This window comes from Dickeya sp. CFBP 2040, from assembly GCF_012273755.1.
Lineage (GTDB): Bacteria > Pseudomonadota > Gammaproteobacteria > Enterobacterales > Enterobacteriaceae > Dickeya > Dickeya poaceiphila.
Map to the genome: position 1 here is coordinate 27,508 of NZ_JAAVXH010000020.1, position 22,082 is coordinate 49,589.

At 56.3% G+C, this 22,082-nt stretch carries 17 protein-coding genes and 1 pseudogene; 9 read left to right on the forward strand and 9 right to left on the reverse strand.

What is annotated here, in order from left to right:
• Positions 1-81 precede the first annotated feature (81 nt).
• Complete coding sequence (gene bglX, locus Dpoa2040_RS02315) at positions 82-2,415, reverse strand: beta-glucosidase BglX (RefSeq protein WP_168640146.1); 2,334 nt, start codon at positions 2,413-2,415, stop codon at positions 82-84.
• A gap of 230 nt (positions 2,416-2,645) precedes the next feature.
• Positions 2,646-3,986 (reverse strand): aspartate aminotransferase family protein, encoded by a 1,341-nt coding sequence (locus Dpoa2040_RS02320; RefSeq protein WP_168640147.1) that lies wholly within the window; start codon positions 3,984-3,986, stop codon positions 2,646-2,648.
• A 392-nt stretch (positions 3,987-4,378) separates the two neighbouring features.
• Here Dpoa2040_RS02320 and Dpoa2040_RS02325 point away from each other — a divergent pair, with 392 nt between their 5' ends.
• The gene (locus tag Dpoa2040_RS02325; protein ID WP_042870022.1) at positions 4,379-5,155 is read left to right on the forward strand and encodes a DeoR/GlpR family DNA-binding transcription regulator; all 777 of its coding nucleotides are present in this window, start codon (positions 4,379-4,381) and stop codon (positions 5,153-5,155) included.
• A gap of 92 nt (positions 5,156-5,247) precedes the next feature.
• Positions 5,248-5,934, forward strand: coding sequence for a glutathione S-transferase family protein (locus tag Dpoa2040_RS02330; RefSeq protein WP_168640148.1), 687 nt, complete (start codon positions 5,248-5,250; stop codon positions 5,932-5,934).
• A gap of 18 nt (positions 5,935-5,952) precedes the next feature.
• Here Dpoa2040_RS02330 and pbpG read toward each other — a convergent pair whose 3' ends face one another.
• The 3 genes from pbpG to dusC all read right to left on the reverse strand — a co-directional run bounded on the left by pbpG (position 5,953) and on the right by dusC (position 9,179).
• Positions 5,953-6,909 carry a D-alanyl-D-alanine endopeptidase gene (gene pbpG, locus Dpoa2040_RS02335; RefSeq protein WP_168640149.1) on the reverse strand — a complete coding sequence of 319 codons (957 nt, stop codon included), beginning with the start codon at positions 6,907-6,909 and terminating at the stop codon, positions 5,953-5,955.
• A gap of 228 nt (positions 6,910-7,137) precedes the next feature.
• Positions 7,138-7,677: a class IV adenylate cyclase gene (gene cyaB / locus Dpoa2040_RS02340; protein ID WP_042870016.1), complete on the reverse strand. Its 540-nt coding sequence runs from the start codon at positions 7,675-7,677 to the stop codon at positions 7,138-7,140.
• Positions 7,678-8,243: 566 nt separating this feature from the next.
• On the reverse strand, positions 8,244-9,179 hold the full coding sequence (gene dusC / locus Dpoa2040_RS02345; protein ID WP_168640150.1) for a tRNA dihydrouridine(16) synthase DusC: 936 nt from the start codon (positions 9,177-9,179) through the stop codon (positions 8,244-8,246).
• A gap of 205 nt (positions 9,180-9,384) precedes the next feature.
• Between dusC and Dpoa2040_RS02350 the strand changes: the two are divergent.
• Positions 9,385-9,546: pseudogene (locus tag Dpoa2040_RS02350) on the forward strand (EamA family transporter); the annotation flags it as partial.
• Between the two features lie 4 nt (positions 9,547-9,550).
• Here Dpoa2040_RS02350 and rhlE read toward each other — a convergent pair.
• The gene (rhlE, locus tag Dpoa2040_RS02355) at positions 9,551-10,915 is read right to left on the reverse strand and encodes an ATP-dependent RNA helicase RhlE (RefSeq protein ID WP_168640151.1); all 1,365 of its coding nucleotides are present in this window, start codon (positions 10,913-10,915) and stop codon (positions 9,551-9,553) included.
• Positions 10,916-11,369: 454 nt separating this feature from the next.
• Between rhlE and hlyD the strand changes: the two genes are divergently transcribed.
• The 6 genes from hlyD to clsB all read left to right on the forward strand — a co-directional run bounded on the left by hlyD (position 11,370) and on the right by clsB (position 18,483).
• Complete coding sequence (hlyD, locus tag Dpoa2040_RS02360; protein WP_168640152.1) at positions 11,370-12,374, forward strand: secretion protein HlyD; 1,005 nt, start codon at positions 11,370-11,372, stop codon at positions 12,372-12,374.
• Complete coding sequence (locus Dpoa2040_RS02365; protein WP_168640153.1) at positions 12,364-14,115, forward strand: ATP-binding cassette domain-containing protein; 1,752 nt, start codon at positions 12,364-12,366, stop codon at positions 14,113-14,115. The genes hlyD and Dpoa2040_RS02365 overlap by 11 nt, the downstream gene beginning before the upstream one ends.
• Positions 14,099-15,244, forward strand: a complete 1,146-nt coding sequence (locus Dpoa2040_RS02370) for an ABC transporter permease (protein WP_168640154.1) — start codon at positions 14,099-14,101, stop codon at positions 15,242-15,244. The genes Dpoa2040_RS02365 and Dpoa2040_RS02370 overlap by 17 nt, the downstream gene beginning before the upstream one ends.
• 64 nt (positions 15,245-15,308) lie before the next feature.
• Positions 15,309-16,415 (forward strand): ABC transporter permease, encoded by a 1,107-nt coding sequence (locus Dpoa2040_RS02375; protein WP_168640155.1) that lies wholly within the window; start codon positions 15,309-15,311, stop codon positions 16,413-16,415.
• Positions 16,416-16,504: 89 nt separating this feature from the next.
• Positions 16,505-17,275 carry an endonuclease/exonuclease/phosphatase family protein gene (locus Dpoa2040_RS02380; protein ID WP_168640156.1) on the forward strand — a complete coding sequence of 257 codons (771 nt, stop codon included), beginning with the start codon at positions 16,505-16,507 and terminating at the stop codon, positions 17,273-17,275.
• Positions 17,272-18,483 (forward strand): cardiolipin synthase ClsB, encoded by a 1,212-nt coding sequence (gene clsB / locus Dpoa2040_RS02385; protein WP_168640157.1) that lies wholly within the window; start codon positions 17,272-17,274, stop codon positions 18,481-18,483. The genes Dpoa2040_RS02380 and clsB overlap by 4 nt, the downstream gene beginning before the upstream one ends.
• A gap of 50 nt (positions 18,484-18,533) precedes the next feature.
• Here the strand turns inward: clsB and Dpoa2040_RS02390 are convergent, their stop codons facing one another.
• From Dpoa2040_RS02390 to Dpoa2040_RS02400, 3 genes are all read right to left on the reverse strand, one after another.
• Positions 18,534-19,244: a Bax inhibitor-1/YccA family protein gene (locus Dpoa2040_RS02390; protein WP_042870001.1), complete on the reverse strand. Its 711-nt coding sequence runs from the start codon at positions 19,242-19,244 to the stop codon at positions 18,534-18,536.
• Positions 19,245-19,451: 207 nt separating this feature from the next.
• Entirely contained in the window at positions 19,452-20,486 is a 1,035-nt protein-coding gene (locus Dpoa2040_RS02395) for an ABC transporter ATP-binding protein (RefSeq protein WP_168640158.1), read from the reverse strand.
• Positions 20,483-21,985, reverse strand: a complete 1,503-nt coding sequence (locus Dpoa2040_RS02400; RefSeq protein WP_246867227.1) for an iron ABC transporter permease — start codon at positions 21,983-21,985, stop codon at positions 20,483-20,485. Before Dpoa2040_RS02400 ends, Dpoa2040_RS02395 begins: the two co-directional genes overlap by 4 nt.
• Positions 21,986-22,082: the final 97 nt, after the last annotated feature.

The window sequence follows — 22,082 nt, forward strand, 5'->3', positions numbered from 1 at the left end:
GTTACGGCGCAGCCGGTTTTCCTGTCAGGCCCCTGGGAACAACACCTCAGGGGCCACGGTTTATTTATCTACAGCAACGCGTTACAGCAAGGTAAAGCTGCCGGTTTTCACGCGCTGAGAATCCAGCCCAATCATCACATCAAACTTGCCCGGCTCCACCACCTGCTGCATCTGTGCGTTGTAGAACATCAGATCCTGCGGCGACAGAGTAAAGGTCACGGTGCGGCTTTCACCCGGCATCAACATCACCTTCTGGAAGCCACGCAGTTCTTTCACCGGGCGACTGACCGACGCCACCACATCATGCAGATACAGCTGCGCTACGGTTTCGCCGGCGCGTTTACCAGTGTTGGTGACCGTTACCGAGGCGCTAATGCTGCCGCTGCGCTTCATCGTCGGGCTGGAGAGTTTCACGTCCGACACCGTAAAGGTGGTGTAACTCAGACCGTAACCAAACGGATACAGCGGGCCGTTGGCCTCGTCGAAATAGTGCGAGGTGTATTTGTTGGGCGCATCCGCCGAATACGGACGACCGGTCGGCAGGTGGTTGTAGTACATCGGGATCTGACCTACCGAGCGCGGGAAGGTCATCGGCAGCTTACCGGACGGGTTATAATCGCCAAACAGCACATCGGCGATGGCGTTACCGCCTTCAGTGCCGCTGAACCAGGTTTCCAGTATCGCGTTCGCCTGCTGATCTTCACGACTCAGGTCGAGTGGACGGCCATTCATCAGCACCAGCACCAGCGGCTTGCCGGTGGCTTTCAGCGCAGCAATCAACGCTTTCTGCTCCGGCGGAATCGTGATTTTGGCACGGCTGGAGGCTTCGTGCGCCATCCCCTGGGATTCGCCCACTACCGCTACCACCACGTCGGATTTCTTCGCCACGTCCACCGCTTCGTCAATCATCGCCTGCGGCGAGCGAGGATCAATCACAACCGACTCATCATACTCGTTCAGGAATTTGATCAACCCCGGATGGTTGGTGACGTTCGAGCCTTTAGCGTAGTAAACCCGTGCGTTATACCCAACGGCTTTACGGATGCCTTCATACACGGTGACCGCCTGTGCCGGGCGCCCTGCGGCGGACCAACTGCCGATAATGTCACGTTTGCTGTCGGCCAGCGGTCCCACCACCGCGATAGCGCCGGATTTTTTCAACGGCAGAATATCAAGGCGGTTTTTCAACAACACCAGACTGCGGCGCGCTACGTCACGCGCTTCTTCGCGGTGCAGACGACTCTCGGCATTGGTGTCAATCGGGTCGGAACCCACCGGGCCAAGGTGACGATACGGGTCCTGGAACAGGCCCATGTCATATTTCATGTTCAGTACCTGGCGGCAGGCATCATCAATATTTTTCATACTGACCACGCCGCGCTTGACCAGCTCCGGCAGATAACGCACGAAATACTCGTCGCTCATGCTCATGTCGATGCCGGACTGCACTGCAATGCGCGATGCATCGCTGGGGTCCGCCGCCACACCGTGCTTGATAAGCTCTTTAATAGCGCCGTGATCACTGATAGTAATGCCTTTGAAATGCCACTGGTCACGCAGCACGTCTCTCAACAACCAGCGGTTTGAGGTAGCCGGTACGCCGTTGATGGAGTTGAGCGACACCATCACGCCATAACTGCCTGCATCAATCGCGGCTTTGTAGGGCGGCATGTAATCCTGGAACATGCGCTGCGGACTCATATCGACGGTGTTGTAGTCTCGCCCGCCTTCCGCCGCGCCGTACAACGCATAATGTTTCACGCTGGTCATCAGCGAGTGGCGACCGGCCAGGTCATCACCCTGAAAACCTTTTACCGTGACACGGGCGATTTCGCTGGTCAGATAGGTATCTTCGCCAAAACCTTCGGAGACACGGCCCCATCGCGGATCACGGGTGATATCCACCATCGGCGCCCAGGTCATGTTCAGGCCGTCTTCGGTCGCTTCATACGCGGCAATTCTCGATGACAGCTCCACAGCACTCATGTCCCAGCTGGAAGCCAGCCCTAATCCGATAGGGAATACGGTACGCTGACCGTGTACCACGTCATAGGCGAAAAACAGTGGAATTTTCAGGCGGCTGAGTTGCATCACCTGATCCTGCATCACGCGGATATCATGTCGGGTAACGGTGTTGAAAATGCCGCCGACCTGACCGTTGCGAATCATTTCACGGATGGCATGTTTCGGATTATCCGGGCCGACGCTGATCAAACGAAGCTGGCCAATCTTTTCATCCAGCGTCATTTTCTTCATCAAGTCGTTAACGAAGGCATCGCGCTGATGCCCGGCGGATGCTACCTGCGGTGACGTCTGTTGCGACAGACTTTTTTGCAACACCGCACCGGGCGTCTGCGCCCATAGTGGGCTACAGGCCAGGCCGACCGCGAGCGCCAGTGAAGTAAACCGTTTCATTATTATTGCGAGTTCCTATAGCAGTTGTCGGTGCCAGAAAGCGACAGTCTGCCCGATGAGTGTGATTGACAAGGCGGCTAATGTGCCACAAAACCGTGAGCGGAAAAACGGATATCACGTATTTTCCCGCTCACGGTGTGATGCAGCACAAGGGCTGGAGAGGAATCAAACACCTATCAAACAACTCGCTATCCGGTAAACCACAAGCCTGTGTTATCGGTATGCAATCGTCAGGAAGCGGTAGCGCTCAGTGCCTGATCCAGCGCACCGACCAGCCAGTCGATATCATGTGCCTGAAACGCCAGCGTCGGGCGTAATTTCAGAACATTCCCATGCGGGCCAGCCACCGAGGTCAACACGCGCTGCTCACGCAGCTGTTCGATGACGTTCAGCGCCCGTGCTTTGTCCGGCGTTTTGTTGTCACGGTCGCTGACCAGTTCGAAACCGATAAACAACCCGGCGCCGCGAACGTCGCCCACACAGGCATGACGATCCGCCAACCCAGCCAGTTCTTTCAGTAACCGGGCGCCAACAACCTTGCTGTGCTCCTGCAGTTTCTCTTCACGAATCACCGTCAGCACCGCCTGTGCCGCTGCCATCGACACCGGGTTGCCGCCAAAGGTATTGAAATAGGGAATGTCATCGCTAAATGCGGCCAGCACTTCAGGTTTCGCCAGCAGCGCCGATACCGGGATGCCATTACCCATCGGCTTACCCATGGTGATAATGTCCGGCACGATGTCGTGACGGGCAAAGCCCCAGAAGGCGTCGCCGGTGCGGGCAAAGCCCGGCTGCACTTCATCGGCAATGAAGATGCCGCCGTTGGCGTGCACCACCTCGATAGCGGCCTGCAAATAACCCGCCGGTCCCGGCAGCACGCCATCGGAAGAGAAAATCGAATCGGCAAGAAAACCCGCAAATTTGATGCCGTGGGCAGCCATGTCATCGATCTGTTTCTGGATTTCCCCAGCAAACCAGACGCCCAGATCCGGAGCATCGACACGATAACGATCCGGCGCTGGCACCAGACGGGTGGTCGCGGCAATCGGCTGACCGCTGCCCAGCGCAGGCGACGCGCCGGAAGTCAGTTCGCTGGTGCCGTGGTACGCCTCGCGGGTGACGATAATCCCGGTGCCGCCACTGTAAGCACGCGCTACGCGAATCGCCAGATCGTTGGCTTCAGAGCCGGTACACATGTACATCGCTTTGGTGATGTCTTTTGGCACCAGCGTCAGCAGATCTTCGGTGTAATCCAGAATGCGGTCATGCAGGTAGCGGGTATGGGTATTGAGCTGGCACATCTGCGCGTGCACCGCCTCAATCACCACCGGGTGGCAATGACCAATGCTGGCGACGTTGTTGTACACATCCAGATACTGGTTACCTGCCGCGTCCCACAGGTATTGCTTCTCGCCGCGCACCAGATGTACCGGGTTACGGTAGAAAAGCCGGTAAGAATCGCCCAATATCCTGCCGCGTTTTTCCGTCAGCGTGCGGATATCGTCGGTCAGTGCCGCCGCATGTTCCGCCCGGAAGCTGTTGGTATCCATAATGGTTGAACGTGTCGCCATGATGACTCCAGATTAAATGTAATGTGCCCAGCGTATGATGGCTGTCGGCTCTGTGCCGCCGCCTGATAAGCACTACCCTACACCAAAAGCAACAAAATACACAAATACAAAAATACGCACTATTTAGTGACGTAAAAACCACCAAGAAAGCATATCATAACGGCGAGCCAGCTCACAAAAACACCACCAAAAAAACAAAACAAAAACAATTAATTATATCGAACAGGCATTTTCCTGCATTTCCCATCCCCCCGCTTACCAGGCTTGCCATACCTGTTATGCTTAAAAGCACAAAAATACACAAAGAATCCACTCATTGTTGAACCTGATCGTGCGCCGCCTTGCCGTTATAATGGCGACGACTATTACGCTGACCGAGAGAATGCCCGCTGATGCTTGAAGAAACCCGTCTGCACCGTATCCGTTTGCTACTGTCGTCCCTCAACCGGGTGAGTACCGAACACATCATTCAGCATTTGGGGGTATCGCGGGAAACCGTACGGCGCGATGTACTCAAACTGGAAGCACAAGGCGTGCTGCGCCGGGTGCATGGCGGCATTGTGGCAATCGGCGCCGAGCCGGAGCCGCCGTTGTCAGTTCGCAACACAGTGCGGGAACAAGAGAAGCTGGCAATCGCCCAACTGGCGGCACAACAATTGAAAGCGGGTCAAACGCTGTTTATCGATGCTGGCAGCACCACCGCTTTGCTGGCCGGTGAGCTGTTGCGGCTTCCCGGCATGACCATTATCACCAACAGCCTGAATGTGGCACTGAAACTCACCGCCGCCGAAACCGAGGCGTATTCACCGCATGACGTCATCCTGCTCGGCGGCCACATGGGCGCGGCGTCACAGGCCACCAGCGGCGCACTGACGGTGACGGAAATCCAGCGCTACCGCGCCGATGTCGCCCTGCTATCGCCGGTCGGTATCGCCAGTCAGTCCGGCGCCAGCAGTTTCTCCCACCATGAAGCAGCGATTGCCGGGGCGATGTCGCGCAGCTCCAGACAGCGCATCATGTTGGCGGACCACAGCAAGATTGGCATCACCAGCCGTGTTATTTACGCCTCCCCTGCTGATATCGACATATTGATTAGCGACAGCGCCAGTCGCAATAACGCCGATCTCACTGCGTTACAAGCGACATGCGGCCAGGTGCTGCTGACCTGAACGGCTTTACTGACCAATCAACTGGTGCATATCACTGATTTCATGATATATCCAGATAATAAAATGACTGCTATATCACCATGGAGGAAGACATGTATCAGCTACACATCGCCAATAAAAACTACTCGTCCTGGTCACTGCGCCCCTGGATTTTACTTAAAGCACTGGATATTCCGTTTGAAGAAATTCTGACCCCCTTTGCACCCACTCCGGTTCAGGCAGCGTTCAAACCCTTCTCACCGACCGGCAAAGTGCCTTGTCTTATCGATGGTGACATCACTGTATGGGATTCGCTGTCCATTACTGAATATCTGGCGGAAGATCACCCGTCAGTCTGGCCACAAGACAACGCTGCACGCGCCTGGGCGCGCAGCGCGGCGGCGGAAATGCATTCTGGCTTTAGTGCGCTGCGTAACCAGTGCTCCATGAGTTGCGGCGTGCGGGTGAAACTCCACACCATCACTGCTGCATTACAGGGCGATATCGACAGGCTGAATCAGTTGTGGCAGGAAGGCATAGAGCGGTTTGGCGGGCCGTTTCTGGCCGGTGCACAGTTCAGTGCAGTAGACGCATTTTTCGCTCCGGTGGTGTTTCGTGCGCAAACTTACGCGCTGCCGCTCACCGGCGACGCTGCGCATTATGTCAGTCACCTGCTGGCCCATCCGGCGATGCAACTCTGGTATCAGCAGGCGCTGGCAGAAACCTGGCGTGAGCCTGGCCATGAAGAAGAAATCGCGGCATCAGGCCAGATGGTTCAGGACTGGCGGGCAGCGCCGTAACGCCGCCCGTACTCTCAGTTATTCGTCCGCTTCGGCGACAGCAGCGCTGTTGCCGTGCGGCTGACGCGACGCCAGCGACTTCTGTTTCTTGTAGCTCAGCGCTGCTGCCGGCACTGGGCTGATCTTACCGGTTTCCAGCCAGTTACGCAGGCGATTGGCATCGGCGAAATGGGTGAATTTACCAAACGCATCCAGCACCACCAGCGACACAGGTCGGCCATTGATTACGGTACGCATCACCAGACAGTGGCCGGCCTGATTGGTAAAGCCGGTTTTGGTCAATTGGATGTTCCAGTCCGACCGATAGATCAGATGGTTGGTATTGCGAAACGGCAGACTGTAAGACGGGTGGGTAAAGACTGCGGTTTTCTCCTGCGACGTGCTGAGCTGACTCAGCAACGGATACTGTTTGGAGGCAATCAGCAATTTAGTCAGGTCGCGCGCAGTAGAGACGTTGCTGGTAGACAGCCCGGTCGGCTCCACATAATGCGTATGCGTCATACCCAGCGCTTTGGCTTTCGCGTTCATCGCCGCGATAAACGCCTGATATCCGCCGCGGTAGTGATGCGCGAGGCTGGCTGCCGCCCGGTTTTCTGACGACATCAACGCCAGCAGCAGCATATCGTGACGACTGATTTCACTTCCCAGACGCACGCGAGAATACACTCCTCTCATCTCTTTAGTCTGGCTGATATCAACGGAGATCAGCTCGTCCAGAGGCTGGTTAGCATCCAGCACGACCATGGCGGTCATCAGTTTGGTGACCGAGGCAATCGGCACGACCACATCCGGATTGCTGGAATAGAGCACGTCGTTATTACGCAAATCCACCACCATCGCGCTGCCGGATGCAATCTCCTGACGGGATGGTACATGTTGTGCTACAGGGGTTTTGGCCACAGCGTGTGGCGCAAAGCAGACAGGCGCTGAGAGCAACAGCAGGCTTACAACGGAAAGCCGAAATTTTTTATTCATTATTCAATAGCTTAAACAGTGTACTGTTAACTGAAAAAACAACGACGCATTATAATGCGCCTGTGGATAGCGTGCACTCCGTCCGCCTAAAAGCTTTGTGACAAAGTTTAACAACCGCTCATCCAAACTGGCGGCGGTTGTCTCACATTGATGCTCATGGTATTTCGACAACCCCTCCGTCAGTTAACCATCAGGCAGTTAGCATGATGCGGTAATATACGCCACCGCCTAATATCCCAACAGTTGACGATAGGATCGGGTTTCAATGCTGTCCATGTGCAATCCGAGCCGCAAGGCACACCCCTGACAGTGCTCGCTCAGAATATCCAACTCCGCTTCTTCCTCTGTCATGCAGGAAATTTCAACGAAATGCCCTAATGACTCGATATAATCCAGCGTGATGTGGAATCGCTCAAGAAAATAGATGCTGCGGGTTTTATTCACCTCGAAGATCGGCAGAAATCCGAGCGTTCTCAGCATACTGTCGGTCATGTCGAACGATTCAACGTTGACGGCCTCGCAGCGCCCCATACGTGGCCCTTTCACGATCCACAGTTTGATCCCTGATGGAGCCATACGGCGTAATACCATACTGATATTTTGTTGCCACAGCGTCTTTTCTGCCGAGTCATAATAAATATCGTGTTCCTTGTTTTCGAATACAAACGACTCAGGATGGTGACTGAATAAATTTTCACGAAAAGCGACAATATCCTGAATACGAAATTTCAACTCAACTTCATATTTCCCTCTGAAATGCTCGTGCACTTTTTTTCTCCGCTTATCGGTTTTCTCTGACACGTCTCATTATTTGGCGAATACATACAAAGCAGACGATCAGGCCATGTTATATTTATCATTACAGCACTATTATCATACTAACCATTTATACTCAGGTGGTTAGCCGCACAACGAATGATTCTCGGCTACCCCGATGCACCTTGTATATCGCCTGGATAACAACGCGCGGACTACGCCAGCCTTTATTTGTATGTTGTGCTGAAATGAGCAGCAAAAAACAATAGCACAGTGTGCGTTCAACATGTTGGATGTGCGTTCAGCATGTTGAAATGGAATGCAGCGTTTTACACCAACATTCCCTCTATTTCATCAGGGCATTATTACAAATTATTTTTTTCGATGATCAGGTATAGATACGAAAGCATAATAATTCAATCCACTGACTGCCATTTTGCTGATCAGATGAGTACATTGTTGTAAGTTTTCTTTTCATGAACAGGTCGTTACGAATAGATTATCATCGCCGTACGATGCAGATAACCCTCCTCAGATTGCGACACTCGCTATGGCACCGCACGTTATCTGCAATCCTTTCATCCGATATCATCAATAACTCGTGCAATATCGGCGGAGGTCGTCAACGCTCGAATCTGGCTGAACAGCTCACTGGCGTCGTCATACTCCTTGCGCAGATAACCCAGCCACTGCTTGATGCGTGCTACGTGATACAAGCCGGTGTCGCCTTGCTTTTCCAGCCGCACATATTTCTGTAGCAATTGCACCACCTCCGCCCACGGCATACGCGCTTCACGATATTTGATGACCCTACTCAGGTTGGGCACATTGAGCGCACCGCGGCCAATCATCACCGCATCGCAACCGGTCACGGCCATGCAATCCTGTGCGCTTTGCCAGTCCCAGATTTCTCCGTTGGCGATAACGGGAATACGCAGGCGTTTGCGGATCTCGCCAATCGCCGCCCAGTTGATGCGCTCTGCCCGGTACCCCTCTTCCTTGGTACGCCCATGCACCACCAACTCGCTGGCTCCTGCCTGCTGTACGGCGTCGGCAATCTCGAACTGGCGATCACCAGAGTCCCAACCCAGCCGCACTTTTACCGTTACCGGCAACGATGACGGCACCGCTTCGCGCATCGCTTTGGCAGCCCGATAGATCAAGTCAGGGTCTTTGAGCAGCGTAGCACCGCCACCGCTGCCGTTCACCATTTTGGATGGACAACCACAGTTGAGATCGACGCCCCATGACCCAAGCTCCACCGCCCGTGCGGCATTTTCCGCCAGCCATTGCGGGTACTGACCGAGCAGTTGCACCCGCACCCGCGTGCCAGACGGTGTACGGCTGCCATGGCGCAATTCAGGGCACAATCGATAGAACGCTTTTACCGGCAGACGGCTATCCACCACCCGCAAAAACTCGGTGATGCAGAGATCGTAATCATTCACTTCGGTGAGTAATTCCCGCACCAAAGCATCCAGCACCCCTTCCATCGGGGCCAGTAAAACGCGCATAACTCAACTCATCGCAAAAAAGTAAATGGTACTGTCAGCGGGAGAAACTGTCGATGAAAGAAACTGTTGGCAGGATAAACGGTTAATGGGAGCCACAACGCAACCGGGACCGGCAAAAGAATGGACGGGAAAGTCAACACTTTCCCGCTGTGACACTTTCCCGCCATAGCACAGGAATTATGGACGAATATTCACCTGATAAAAAATGTGTTTACCGTTAGTTGCGCTCTCTATTTCTACCTTGTACGAAGGGTACGTATGGCGGACTAACGCTGTGCTGGGGTTGTTGCTGATTCTGGCAGGCAACGCAGTGATGTTTTATAGCCCCCGGCGGCAACCGGAGGCGGAGGCGAAAGCGGCAGTGTAGGATATTACTGACCGCTGGCTGGTTTGCGCGGCGCTCGCCGACGGGCGGGTTGTCCTTCCGGACGGCCCGCCGGACGCGCGGCACCCTCACGGCGCGGCTGGTGGGGACGATCTCCCTGCGAACGCCCGGCGGCACGCTCACTTTGCGGTCGCTCGCCCTGACGCGGCGCCCCGCCGCGACTGCCACGCCCACCCTGTCGGCCATTCTGGATCGGTTCGGCCTTGATGGTCGGGTCCGGTTCGTAACCCGCAATCGCAATACGCGGGATTTCCCGCTTTAACAGACGTTCGATGTCGCGCAATAGTTTATGCTCATCGACGCATACCAATGACAACGCCTCACCGGTAGAGGCCGCCCGACCAGTACGGCCAATACGGTGCACATAATCTTCCGGCACATTCGGCAGTTCATAGTTCACGACATGCGGCAGTTGGTCGATATCCAATCCACGAGCCGCGATATCGGTCGCCACCAGCACCCGAATCTCGCCGTCCTTGAAATTAGCCAGCGCACGGGTACGCGCCCCCTGGCTCTTGTTGCCGTGGATAGCGGCGGCAGTGATGCCGTCTTTGTTCAGTTGTTCCGCCAGATGGTTGGCACCGTGCTTGGTACGGGTAAACACCAGCACCTGCTGCCAATTGTGTTTACCAATCAGGTGCGACAACAGTTCGCGCTTGCGTTTTTTGTCCACAAAGTGCACGTGCTGGGTCACCAGCTCGGACGGGGTATTACGGCGCACCACTTCCACCGAAGCCGGTTTATCAAGCAACTTGCCGGCCAGTTCTTTGATTTCATCAGAGAACGTAGCGGAAAACAGCAGGTTCTGCCGTTTCGGCGGCAACTTCGCCAGTACCCGACGGATATCGTGGATAAAGCCCATGTCCAACATGCGATCCGCTTCATCCAGCACCAGAATTTCCACCTGAGACAAGTCAACCGCGTTCTGGTGTTCCAAATCCAGCAGACGACCCGGCGTGGCAATCAGAATATCGACGCCGCCACGCAGCTTCATCATCTGCGGATTAATGCTAACGCCGCCAAACACCACCAGAGAGCGCAGACGCAGATACTTGCTGTACGCCAGCACGTTTTCGCCGATCTGTGCGGCCAGTTCACGGGTTGGCGTCAGGATCAACGCCCGTACCGGACGGCGGCCTTTCGCCATCACAGGGCGTTCACTCAGCAATTGCAGCAACGGCAGCGTGAAACCCGCGGTTTTACCGGTTCCGGTCTGGGCGCTGGCCATCAGGTCGCGCCCTTCCAGCACTACCGGAATCGCCTGACGCTGAACCGGCGTCGGCTCACGATAGCCCTGCTCTTCCACAGCGCGCAAAATATCGGCACTCAGACCGAGAGATTCAAAAGACATAACGAGAACAACTCCAGATTCACCCTACCCGATATCTACCGGTGCAGTTTTTAGGGTGACGACAGATGGAGTAACGCTGAGTCGGCATCTATTACCGCACAACGCTGACTCCAGATGAATGGGCACAAACTACGGTGCATGACTGCGCGCGATTATAACAGAAAATCGCCTGTCCAAGGAATTTTTATCTGTCGATCACATTTTATCCTCTGCATTGTGCGCAAAATGGTTCTGCGCTTTTGGTATATCAAGCAGTTACTGATTAAAAAATCGGATTCATCCATCACAAACGTCAGCGGATATCCGCGTAGAATCCACCTACTTTCCGGCAGAACGCGGCAATCTGTGGAACGAGGCATTATTCTTACTCTTAGAGCGATGTCATCGTCTATGCGGGCTCGACAATCACGACATGAATGGCACGAACAGGACGCAGGAGCATATCGGGAGCGCTATGAATAAGAAAACAGGGTTATGGCTGGTGCTGGTGGTCATTGCTATCGCCGCTGCCGGTTATGGCCTGATGAAACAACGGAATCAACAGGCCATGCCGTTGACGCTGTATGGCAATGTAGATATCCGCAGCGTCAATCTGGGGTTCCGGGTTGGCGGACGACTGGCAAGTCTGAATGTGGATGAAGGGGATGTTATCCAGCCGGGACAACTGTTAGCCCGGCTGGATAGTGCACCGTTGCAAAACGCGCTGCAACAGGCGAAAGCCAATGTTGCCAGTGCACAGGCACAACTGGCGCTGTTGCAGGCAGGCTACCGCAGCGAGGAAATCGCCCAGGTGCATTCACAACTGGAACAGGCACAGGCCGCTTACGACTACGCCAACAGTTTCTACCAACGTCAGCTTGGCTTGTGGAAACAGCACACCCTTGCCACCAATACGCTGGAAGACGCTCGATCTACCCGTAATCAGGCGCAAGCCGCGTTACAGGCAGCACGGCAAAAACTGAGCCAGTATCAACGCGGTAACCGCCCGCAGGAAATCGCCGCTGCCGAAGCCGCGCTGGCGCAAGCACAAGCCGCCGAAGCACAGGCTCAGCTAAATGTGCAGGATACGCGCCTGTATGCGCCCTCTCCCGGCGTGATCCTGACGCGTGCTGCCGAAGCCGGCACCATGCTGAACGCCGGCGGCACCGTATTTACCCTGTCGTTAACGCAACCGGTCTGGATTCGCGCCTACGTCAGTGAAACCCAGCTAGGCCGCGCCGCGCCGGGGCGCGAGGTGCTGATTTACACCGACAGCCGCCCGAATAGTCCCTATCACGGCAAAATTGGTTTTGTATCGCCCAGCGCCGAATTTACGCCCAAAAACGTCGAAACCACGGAGTTACGCACCGATCTGGTCTATCGGTTACGCATCATCGTTAACGATGCAGACGATGGTCTGCGTCAGGGAATGCCGGTGACACTCACGCTGGCGCAGGACAATGCTTTCCATGACCGATGACACACCATTGATTCGCCTTGATGCGCTGGAAAAACGCTTTGCTGGTCAGGCAAAACCGGCGCTGGCGCAGTTGAGCGCTGAAATTCGCGCCGGTGCGGTTACCGGGCTGATAGGGCCGGACGGCGCGGGCAAAACCACCTTGATGCGGATGCTGGCCGGACTGCTGACGCCGAGCGCAGGCACCCTTCGGGTGCTGGGGCTTGACCCGATAGCCGATGACCGTCAGTTACACGCCCGACTTGGTTATATGCCGCAAAAATTTGGCCTGTATGAAGACCTTACGGTGATGGAAAATCTGACGCTGTATGCCGACCTGCGCGGCATCACCGGTGACACCCGGCGCACTACCTTTGATCGGCTGTTGCAGTTTACCGACCTCACGCGCTTCACCACCCGGCTGGCAGGCAAACTCTCTGGCGGCATGAAACAAAAGCTGGGGCTGGCCTGTACCCTGCTGGGGCAACCCAGCGTACTGCTGCTGGATGAACCGGGAGTCGGCGTTGACCCCATTTCCCGCCGCGAGTTATGGCGCATGGTACATGAACTGGCAGACGACGGTATGCTGATTCTCTGGAGTACCTCCTATCTGGATGAGGCGGAACAGTGCCGCGACGTGCTGCTGCTCAACGAGGGGGAATTGCTCTATCGGGGCGCGCCCGCCGACCTGACGCAACAAATGGCGGGCCGTTGTATTCTGCTCGACCAGCCGGGTAGCAATCATCGCCGCCTGCTGCAACAGGCGCTGCGCCAACCGCAGGTGAGCGACGGCGTCATTCAGGGGCGCTATGTGCGGCTGATTCTGAAACCGCAGGCGGATCGACACACCCTGCTGCACACCCTCGGCCTGCCGCCGGAAAGCGCACAAAATACCGCGCCGCGTTTTGAAGATGCATTCATTGACCTGCTGGGTGGCGGCCCTGACGCTACTTCATCGCTGGCGGCTATCCTGCCGCAACGCGACACTCACCGCGGAGAAACGGTGATCGAAGCCCGTAACCTGACAAAAAAGTTCGGCGATTTTGCGGCCACTGACCGGGTGAACTTTCAGGTCCGTCGTGGTGAAATCTTCGGGCTGCTGGGGCCAAACGGTGCCGGTAAATCCACCACCTTTCGTATGATGTGCGGCCTGCTGACGCCAACCGACGGTCAGGCGCTGGTGCTGGATATGGATCTCAAAACCCGTTCTGGCCGGGCGCGCCAGCATCTTGGCTACATGGCGCAGAAATTTTCGCTGTACGGCAACCTGACCGTGGAACAGAACCTGCGCTTTTTTTCTGGTGTTTACGGCCTGCGTGGTCAGCGCCAGCAAGATAAAGTGAACCGCATGGCGCAGGCGTTCAACTTTCATCCCATTTTCCAGCAGACGCCGGATGCCCTACCGCTCGGTTTTCGCCAGCGGCTGGCGCTGGCCTGCGCGCTGATGCACGAACCGGACATCCTGTTTCTTGACGAACCCACCTCCGGCGTTGACCCGTTTACCCGTCGGGAGTTCTGGCAGCACATTAACGGCATGGTAGACAAAGGCGTCACGGTTATGGTCACGACCCACTTTATGGACGAAGCCGAATACTGCGACCGCATCGGACTGGTATATCGCGGTCGGATCATCGCCAGCGGTACGCCGGACGACCTCAAGCGCCAGGCCGCCTGTGACGACACGCCGGAACCGACCATGGAGCAGGCGTTTATCACACTGGTACAGGCGTATGATCGGGAGACGGCTGATGCCACAACACATTGATGATCAGCGTTTTTCCTGGCGACGGCTGCGAGCGCTATGTCTGAAGGAAACCCGTCAGATTCTGCGCGATCCCAGTAGCGCACTGATTGCGTTTGTCATCCCATTGTTGCTGCTGTTTATTTTCGGTTATGGCATTAACCTTGACTCCAGCCGCCTGAATGTCGGCATACTGATGGAACAGCACAGCGCTGAAGCCGACAGCCTGGCGCGCGCCTTTACCGGATCGCCGTTTATGGATGTCACCCTTAGCGATAACCGACCGGCGCTGATCGAACGGATGCAGGCCGGGCAGATCCGCGGACTGATCGTCATCCCGGCTGATTTCGCCAGACGGCTGGCACACCCGCAAGACCGCGCACCGATTCAGGTCATTACCGATGGCAGCGAACCCAATACCGCGCAGTTCGTACAGGGCTACGCGCAAGGAGTGTGGCAACTCTGGCAGCAACAGTATGCGCAAGACCACGGTGGCCGCTACCAACCGCTGATTGAGGTACAGACTCGCTACTGGTTCAACGCCGCCGCCATCAGCCAACACTTCATCATCCCCGGCGCCATCACCATCATCATGACGGTGATCGGCGCGATTCTGACCTCGCTGGTGATCGCCCGCGAGTGGGAACGGGGCACCATGGAAGCACTGTTGTCAACCCAGGTTACCCGTGTCGAACTGCTGCTCACCAAATTGCTCCCTTATTACGTGCTGGGCATGATAGCCATGGTGCTGTGTGTGGTGGTGGCGGTGTTTGTGCTGGGCGTGCCTTATCGTGGCTCGCTATGGCTGCTGTTTGGCCTGAGTAGCCTGTTTCTCGCCAGTACGCTGGGCATGGGGTTGCTGATTTCTACCCTGACCCGCAATCAGTTCAACGCGGCGATGGTAGCGCTCAATGCCGCGTTTCTGCCTGCGGTGATGTTGTCCGGGTTTATTTTTGAGATCCACAGTATGCCGGTGCTGGTGCAGGCGGTGTCGTACCTGATCCCCGCCCGCTATTTCGTCAGCACGCTGCAAACGCTGTTTCTGGCCGGGAACATCGGTAGCGTATTGCTGATGAACCTGCTGTTTTTGATAACATCCGCAGTATTTTTCATTGGTCTGACGGCCTGGAAAACCCCTTGCCGGCTCGATTAGGTCAGGGAAATCTGTTGTTGGGAAGTGCCGAACGGATGCCGGCATACTGAGAGAGAAGAAAAGTATGTTACACCGCTTGTGGACGCTTATCCGCAAAGAGCTTCAGTCATTGCTGCGCGAGCCGCAAACGCGCGCCATTCTGGTGTTGCCGGTGCTGTTACAGGTACTGCTGTTCCCGTTTGCCGCCACACTGGACGTCACCGACGCCACACTCGCTATTTACAACGAGGACAATGGCCCCGCCTCGGTGGAACTGACGGAGCGTTTCGCCAGCGCCAGCGCTTTTTCGCGGGTCATCATGCTGCATAGCCCGCAGGACATCGCCCCCACGATTGATAATCAACGAGCGCTGCTGCTGGCGCGCTTTCCCCCCGATTTCTCCCGTCAGTTGGCTGGCGGCACGCCGACCCGCATCCAGTTGCTGCTTGACGGACGCCACTCCAACAGCGCCCAGATCGCCGCTCGTTATATCCAGCAGATAGTGCAGGATTACCAGCAGGAACAGCTAAACGACCCGACACTGACGCACCAGAGCGACTTAGTGATTCGCCACTGGTACAACCCGAATCTGGACTACAAATGGTTTGTGGTGCCGTCGCTGGTGGCGTTGATCACCACCATTGGCGTATTGATCGTCACCGCGCTGTCGGTGGCGCGCGAACGGGAACAAGGGACGCTGGAGCAGTTGCTGGTTTCACCACTTTCTACCGGGCAAATCTTCATCGGCAAGGCGGTCCCGGCGCTGATTGTCGCCACCGTTCAGGCCAGTATCGTGCTGGCAGCCGGCATCCTTGCTTACCGTATTCCGTTTTCCGGCTCGTTACTGCTGTTTTACCTCAGTATGCTGGTGTATGGATTATCGCTGGTGGGGTTCGGGCTGCTGATTTCTGCGTTCTGCGCCACCCAGCAACAGGCATTTATCGGCGTATTTGTCTTCGTGATGCCTGCCATTCTGCTCTCCGGCTATTTGTCGCCCGTCGAAAACATGCCGTTATGGCTGCAACAGCTTACCTGGGTTAATCCCGTGCGCCATTTCACCGACATAACCAAACAGATCTATCTGAAAAATGCCAGCCTGGCTGTCATCTGGCGTGGGATATGGCCGCTACTGGCGATTACCGCCACCACCGGCAGCACGGCTTACGCCCTGTTTCGGCGCAAGATTGGCTAATTTTTCATCGCCACCTGTATCCGGCGTCAACGACGTCTTGTCAAACACTGACTACACTGATTTCAGCTACCTGAGAACGAGGGAAAACAATGGATACCGTCTCGCAGCCGTCATTAGGGTTTTCTTTCACTGTGCTGACCATCAATACTCACAAAGGGTTCAGCGCACTCAATCGCCGTTTCATCCTGCCTGAGCTGCGTGATGCCGTACGTTCGGTTTCCGCCGATATTGTGTGTTTGCAGGAGGTGCTGGGGCGCCACTCCACTCACCCATTGCAGGTGGAGCACTGGCCGGATACCCCGCACTACGAATTTCTGGCCGAAACCATGTGGAACGATTACGCCTACGGGCGTAACGCTGTCTACCCGGAAGGCGAGCATGGTAACGCGGTGCTGTCGCATTTCCCGATTTTCAGCTATCGCAATCTGGACGTGTCGGTGTCCGAAAAGGCCAGACGCGCCATTCTGCATTGTGTGCTGAAAGTCCCTAACCGGGATTTGCATATTCACGTGGTGTGCGTGCACATGGGGCTGACCGCCTCGCATCGGCGGCAGCAATTGACGCTCTTGTGTGACCTGCTGGCCACGCTACCCACTGATGCGCCGTTGATTGTCGCCGGGGATTTCAATGACTGGCAAATGAAGGCCAGCACTCTGCTCAAACGCCGTGCTGGTCTGGAAGAGGTGTTCAGCCGCCATTTCGGCAAACCGCCGCGTACCTTTCCGGCACGTTTTCCATTGTTACGACTTGACCGCATCTACGTGCGCAACGCCCGCACCAGCGTACCGAAGCTGCTGCCGTCCAGGCCATGGTCGCATCTGTCTGACCATGCGCCGCTGGCAGTGGAGATTCATTTGTGAAAACCGAGTGGCGCGACGGCAATCAAATTGAACTGCTGGTGAATGGCGATGAATACTATCCCAGCGTGTTTAACGCTATCCGCCAGGCCCGCAGCCGGGTAGTGCTGGAAACCTTTATCTGGTTTGAAGACAACGTTGGCTACGCGTTGCGAGAGGTATTGATTGAAGCAGCACAGCGCGGCGTCAGCATAGATGCCACCGCTGACGGCTATGGTTCACGCGACCTGTCGCCCGACTTTCTGTCGCCGATGGTGGAAGCCGGGGTACGTTTCCATTTTTACGACCCGCGCCCTCCATTGTTCGGCCTGCTGCGTACCAATTTATTCCGGCGACTGCACCGTAAAATAGTGGTAGTGGACGGTCACACCGCCTGGATAGGCGGCATCAATTATTCCGCTGACCACCTCAACGATTACGGTCCGGAGGCCAAGCAGGATTACGCCGTGAAAGTGCGTGGCCCGGTGGTGGACGATATCAACCGCTTTGTACTGGCGGCACTGGCACATGATGAGGAGCCGCGCATCTGGTGGCGGCGACGTTTGCGCCGCCCGGCGCGTAATATCCACCCCGGCAACGCACAGGCGCTATTTGTCTGGCGCGACAACGGCCTGCACCGCCGTGATATCGAGCGTCAATACCTGCAAATGCTACGGCGAGCCAGACGTGAAGTGATTATCGCCAATGCCTATTTCTTTCCCGGCTATCGGTTATTGCGGGCAATGCGCAAGGCTGCTCGCCGGGGTGTACAGGTACGACTTATCATCCAGGGTCAACCGGATATGCCGATAGTTCTGATAGGCGCTCGATTGCTCTATCCGTGGCTGATAAACGCCGGGATAGCTATTTATGAATACCGCCGTCGGCCACTGCACGGCAAAGTCGCATTACAGGATGAATACGGGTCTACCGTCGGTTCCAGCAACCTGGACCCGCTCAGTCTGGCGCTCAATCTGGAAGCCAATCTGTTTATCAATGACCGGGACTTCAACCAGCAATTGCAGGACAACCTGCACCAGCTTATTCGTGAAGATTGCGTACAGGTTGACCCCGCACAACTACCGAAACGCTCATACTGGCAGGTGTTCAAAAGCATGGTGGTGTTTCATTTCCTGAAACGTTTCCCATCGATGGTCGGCTGGCTACCGGCGCACAGCCCACAGTTAACCCAGGTGGAGCGCACGCCAATGGATGACAACGACAGGAAATAGCAAAAAAAACGGAGCCAATTGGCTCCGTTTATCACTGATTATCATCACACTCAGCGGCGGTTACCCAATAAACGCAGCAGCATCAGGAACAGGTTGATGAAGTCGAGATACAGCGTCAACGCGCCCATGATCGAGTACTTGCGGAAGTTATCCCGATCATCAACCGACAGCTCTTCACCGATGTTTTTCAGTTTCTGCGTGTCGTACGCGGTCAGGCCGACAAATACCAGCACGCCGATGTAGGTGATGGCAAGTTGTAACCCTTCGCTTTTCAGCCAGAAATTCACCAGCGTTGCCAGCAGGATGCCAATCAACGCCATAAACAACATACTGCCAAGACCGGTCAGGTCGCGTTTAGTGACATAACCGTACAAGCTCATCGCGCCGAACATCCCGGCGGTAATCACAAAGGTACTGGCAATGGATTCACCGGAGTAGACAATGAAAATGCTGGACAACGTCAGACCGGTCAACGCGGAGTAAAGCATAAACAGCGTAGTGGCAACGCCGCCACTCAGACGGTGCACCATGCCGGACAACACAAACACCAGCCCTAATTGGGCGATCACCAGTCCATAAAAGGTAATTTTGCTGGAGAACACCATCTGCAACACCGCCGGGGTGTTGGCGGCGTACCAGGAAACAAACGCCGTCAGCAACAGGCCACAGGTCATCCAGCCATAGACCTGCGCCATATAGGTTTGCAGGCCTGCGCCAGCCTGCTGAACAATGGAACCATGAGAACGTGGAAATCGATCCATGATGCAACCTTTTGCATGTAAGTGAAACAAACGGGCTTAACGCCCACCTGCCTTTCAGCTTAACACAAAATGCTACACACGACGGGTAACGCATCCTCAACAGCTATCGCAATTTCTTTACATGACGTAACAACGCAACGCGTAATACCGAAAGGAATCACTGTGCCCGACATCATGCCGGACACAGGTTACGAAGGGGGGGAATGCTTAATCCAGCCGGTGCGCTCGCCCTGCTACCGCCAGATGGACGCCGCAGCCAACCACGATCTCTTCCCGGCTGACGCTTTTTAGCTCAATCTCCTGTTGGCTATTCGTCATCCGCAGGCGCAGTGTGGATACAAATCCGGCAAACTCAATGGCCGTTACTACCGCCTGCGGCGTGGCGGATGATTCAGCCAGCCTTATCTGAATCTGCTCTGGTCGCAGCATGATGCGCGCCCCGCCGGCAGACTGATTATCATCCACCGCCACATCACCCAGAACACAAGCGGCGCGACCCCCATTGAGCTGCGCCGGCAACACCAGCGTATCGCCGAGGAACGCGGCAATCCCCTCATCCGCCGGACGCAGATACAGCGACTGCGGCGACCCGACCTGCACCAACCGCCCCTGCCGCATCACCGCCACCTGGTCGGCGAACGACAACGCTTCAGCCTGATCGTGGGTGACCAGAATTGACGCCACACCCGCTTCCTCCAGCAGCGCCGACACTGCCTGACGGGTAGCGGCACGCAGGCCGGTATCCAGCGCGGAAAACGGCTCATCCAGCAGCATTAATGCCGGACGTTGCGACAACGCGCGCGCCAGCGCCACCCGCTGTTGCTGACCGCCGGACAGTTCATGCGGCCACAACGCCGCCAGCCGTGAGTCCAGCGACACCATCGCCATCAGTTCGTCGATGCGCCGCTGCTTATCCTGCTTGCTGCCCTCAAGCCCGAAACCGATATTCTGCGCCACGGTAAAGTGCGGGAACAGTGCGCCATCCTGCGGTACAAAACCAATGCCGCGCTGATGTGCGGGCACCCACTGGCTTACGTCCGCCACAACCCGTGTTTGCAGCCGCACCGTACCGCTATCCGGCGCTTCAAAGCCGGCGATGATGCGCAATAACGTGGTTTTACCAGAACCGGAGGGACCGACAATCGCGGTACGGCTACCCGCTGCCACCTGCAAGTTGATGCCATCCAGCACCGTAACGGCGTTAAAAGATTTGCCGATGCCATAAAGTTCAAGCGTATTCATAAACCTGCCGTACGTTTCGATTGAGAATAGAGCAACCAGGTCAGTGGAAGCGACAGCACCACCATAATCAGCGCGTAAGGCGCAGCCGCCATATAGTCGATTTCACTGGTCAGCGCCCAGAAACCGGTCGCCAGCGTGCGGGTGCCGTTGGGTGCCAGCAACAAAGTAGCGGTCAATTCATTGGTAACGGCGAGAAACACCAGCGCCGCGCCGGCTGCGGCGCCCGGCGCGGCCAATCGCAGCGTGATGCGCCACAGCGCTTTGCCTGGCGAACAGCCCAGACTACGCGCGACGTTCTCCAACTCTACCGGCGCCTGCGCAATACCCGCGCGCAGGTTGATAAGCGCACGCGGCATAAACATCAGCACATAGGCCAGCAGCAAGGTGAATTCAGTCTGATACAGTGGCCGCAGGGTATGAATGGTCACGGTGACCAGCGCCAGCGCGACCACAATGCCCGGCAACGCGCTGGTGACGTAGTTACAGCCTTCCAGCAGGCGATACAACCGTGACGGATAACGCACCGACAGCCAGGCCATCGGAAACGCGCACAGCGTAACCAGCACCGCACCGCTGACACCCAGCCACAATGTCTGGCGTAGCGCAGGCCACAACTCGTTATTGCGCCACACCTCCATGCCGCCGAGCCACAGCCAGCGGATGAGTGTCATCAGCGGCACCCCCAGCGCCAGCAGGGTTAACGCCAGCGGCAACAGCATGTAAAGCCACGCCGCCGATGACGACAGCCGCCAGGGAGTCTGGCTGCGGGCACTGCCGGAACCGACACGAGCATAGCGCGCCCGTCCACGGGTCAACGCTTCCAGTAACAGCAGTCCCAGGCAACACAGCACCAGTACGCCTGCCAGCATATTTGCCGCCAGACCATTAAAAGTAGACTGAAACTGTTCGAAAATCGCGGTGGTGAAGGTATCGAAGCGGATCATGGCGTACAGGCCGTATTCCGCCAGCAAATGTAACGCAATCAGCAACGACCCACCCCATACCGCCAACCGCAACTGCGGCAGCACCACGCGAAAAAAAACGCGCCAGGGTTTGGCGCCCAGCGAGGTCGCCACATCTTCCAGGCTGGGATCAAGCCGGCGCAGCACCGCCGCCGCCGGCAGATAAATAAACGGGAAATAAGCGAGTACCGACAGGAACACGCCTGCCGCCAGGCCATGCATACCGGGCAACAGACTGATCCAGGCGTAACTCTGGACAAACGCCGGCACCGCCAGCGGCGCAGTCAGCAATAACGACCACACACGGCGACCCGGCAGCGTTGTGCGCTCGGTCAGCCAGGCCAGCGCCACGCCAAACAATGTGCAGAGCGGCAGCGTTACCGCCACCAGCAATACGGTATTGAGCAACAACTCTCCGACACGGGGCCGAAACACCAGCGTTTTTACCGTTTCCCAGCCTGTATTGAGAGTAATACCCACCACAAAGCCCAGCGGCAATAACGCCAGCAACGACAACAGCACGGCTATCAGTGCCATACTGCCGCCCGTTATCCGGTATGGCCACGCCCCCGGTCGCACCGGTTGGGTGACACCGACACCAGCGACTTTCAATTCCACATCAGCCATCTGTCTT

What these genes read in the sequence shown, in the direction of transcription:
- bglX (WP_168640146.1), bottom strand. Translation starts at nt 2,415, where the DNA reads ATGAAACGGTTTACTTCACTGGCGCTCGCGGTCGGCCTGGCCTGTAGC.
- Dpoa2040_RS02320 (WP_168640147.1), bottom strand. Translation starts at nt 3,986, where the DNA reads ATGGCGACACGTTCAACCATTATGGATACCAACAGCTTCCGGGCGGAA.
- Dpoa2040_RS02325 (WP_042870022.1), top strand. Translation starts at nt 4,379, where the DNA reads ATGCTTGAAGAAACCCGTCTGCACCGTATCCGTTTGCTACTGTCGTCC.
- Dpoa2040_RS02330 (WP_168640148.1), top strand. Translation starts at nt 5,248, where the DNA reads ATGTATCAGCTACACATCGCCAATAAAAACTACTCGTCCTGGTCACTG.
- pbpG (WP_168640149.1), bottom strand. Translation starts at nt 6,909, where the DNA reads ATGAATAAAAAATTTCGGCTTTCCGTTGTAAGCCTGCTGTTGCTCTCA.
- dusC (WP_168640150.1), bottom strand. Translation starts at nt 9,179, where the DNA reads ATGCGCGTTTTACTGGCCCCGATGGAAGGGGTGCTGGATGCTTTGGTG.
- rhlE (WP_168640151.1), bottom strand. Translation starts at nt 10,915, where the DNA reads ATGTCTTTTGAATCTCTCGGTCTGAGTGCCGATATTTTGCGCGCTGTG.
- hlyD (WP_168640152.1), top strand. Translation starts at nt 11,370, where the DNA reads ATGAATAAGAAAACAGGGTTATGGCTGGTGCTGGTGGTCATTGCTATC.
- Dpoa2040_RS02365 (WP_168640153.1), top strand. Translation starts at nt 12,364, where the DNA reads ATGACCGATGACACACCATTGATTCGCCTTGATGCGCTGGAAAAACGC.
- Dpoa2040_RS02370 (WP_168640154.1), top strand. Translation starts at nt 14,099, where the DNA reads ATGCCACAACACATTGATGATCAGCGTTTTTCCTGGCGACGGCTGCGA.
- Dpoa2040_RS02375 (WP_168640155.1), top strand. Translation starts at nt 15,309, where the DNA reads ATGTTACACCGCTTGTGGACGCTTATCCGCAAAGAGCTTCAGTCATTG.
- Dpoa2040_RS02380 (WP_168640156.1), top strand. Translation starts at nt 16,505, where the DNA reads ATGGATACCGTCTCGCAGCCGTCATTAGGGTTTTCTTTCACTGTGCTG.
- Dpoa2040_RS02390 (WP_042870001.1), bottom strand. Translation starts at nt 19,244, where the DNA reads ATGGATCGATTTCCACGTTCTCATGGTTCCATTGTTCAGCAGGCTGGC.
- Dpoa2040_RS02395 (WP_168640158.1), bottom strand. Translation starts at nt 20,486, where the DNA reads ATGAATACGCTTGAACTTTATGGCATCGGCAAATCTTTTAACGCCGTT.
- Dpoa2040_RS02400 (WP_246867227.1), bottom strand. Translation starts at nt 21,985, where the DNA reads ATGGCACTGATAGCCGTGCTGTTGTCGTTGCTGGCGTTATTGCCGCTG.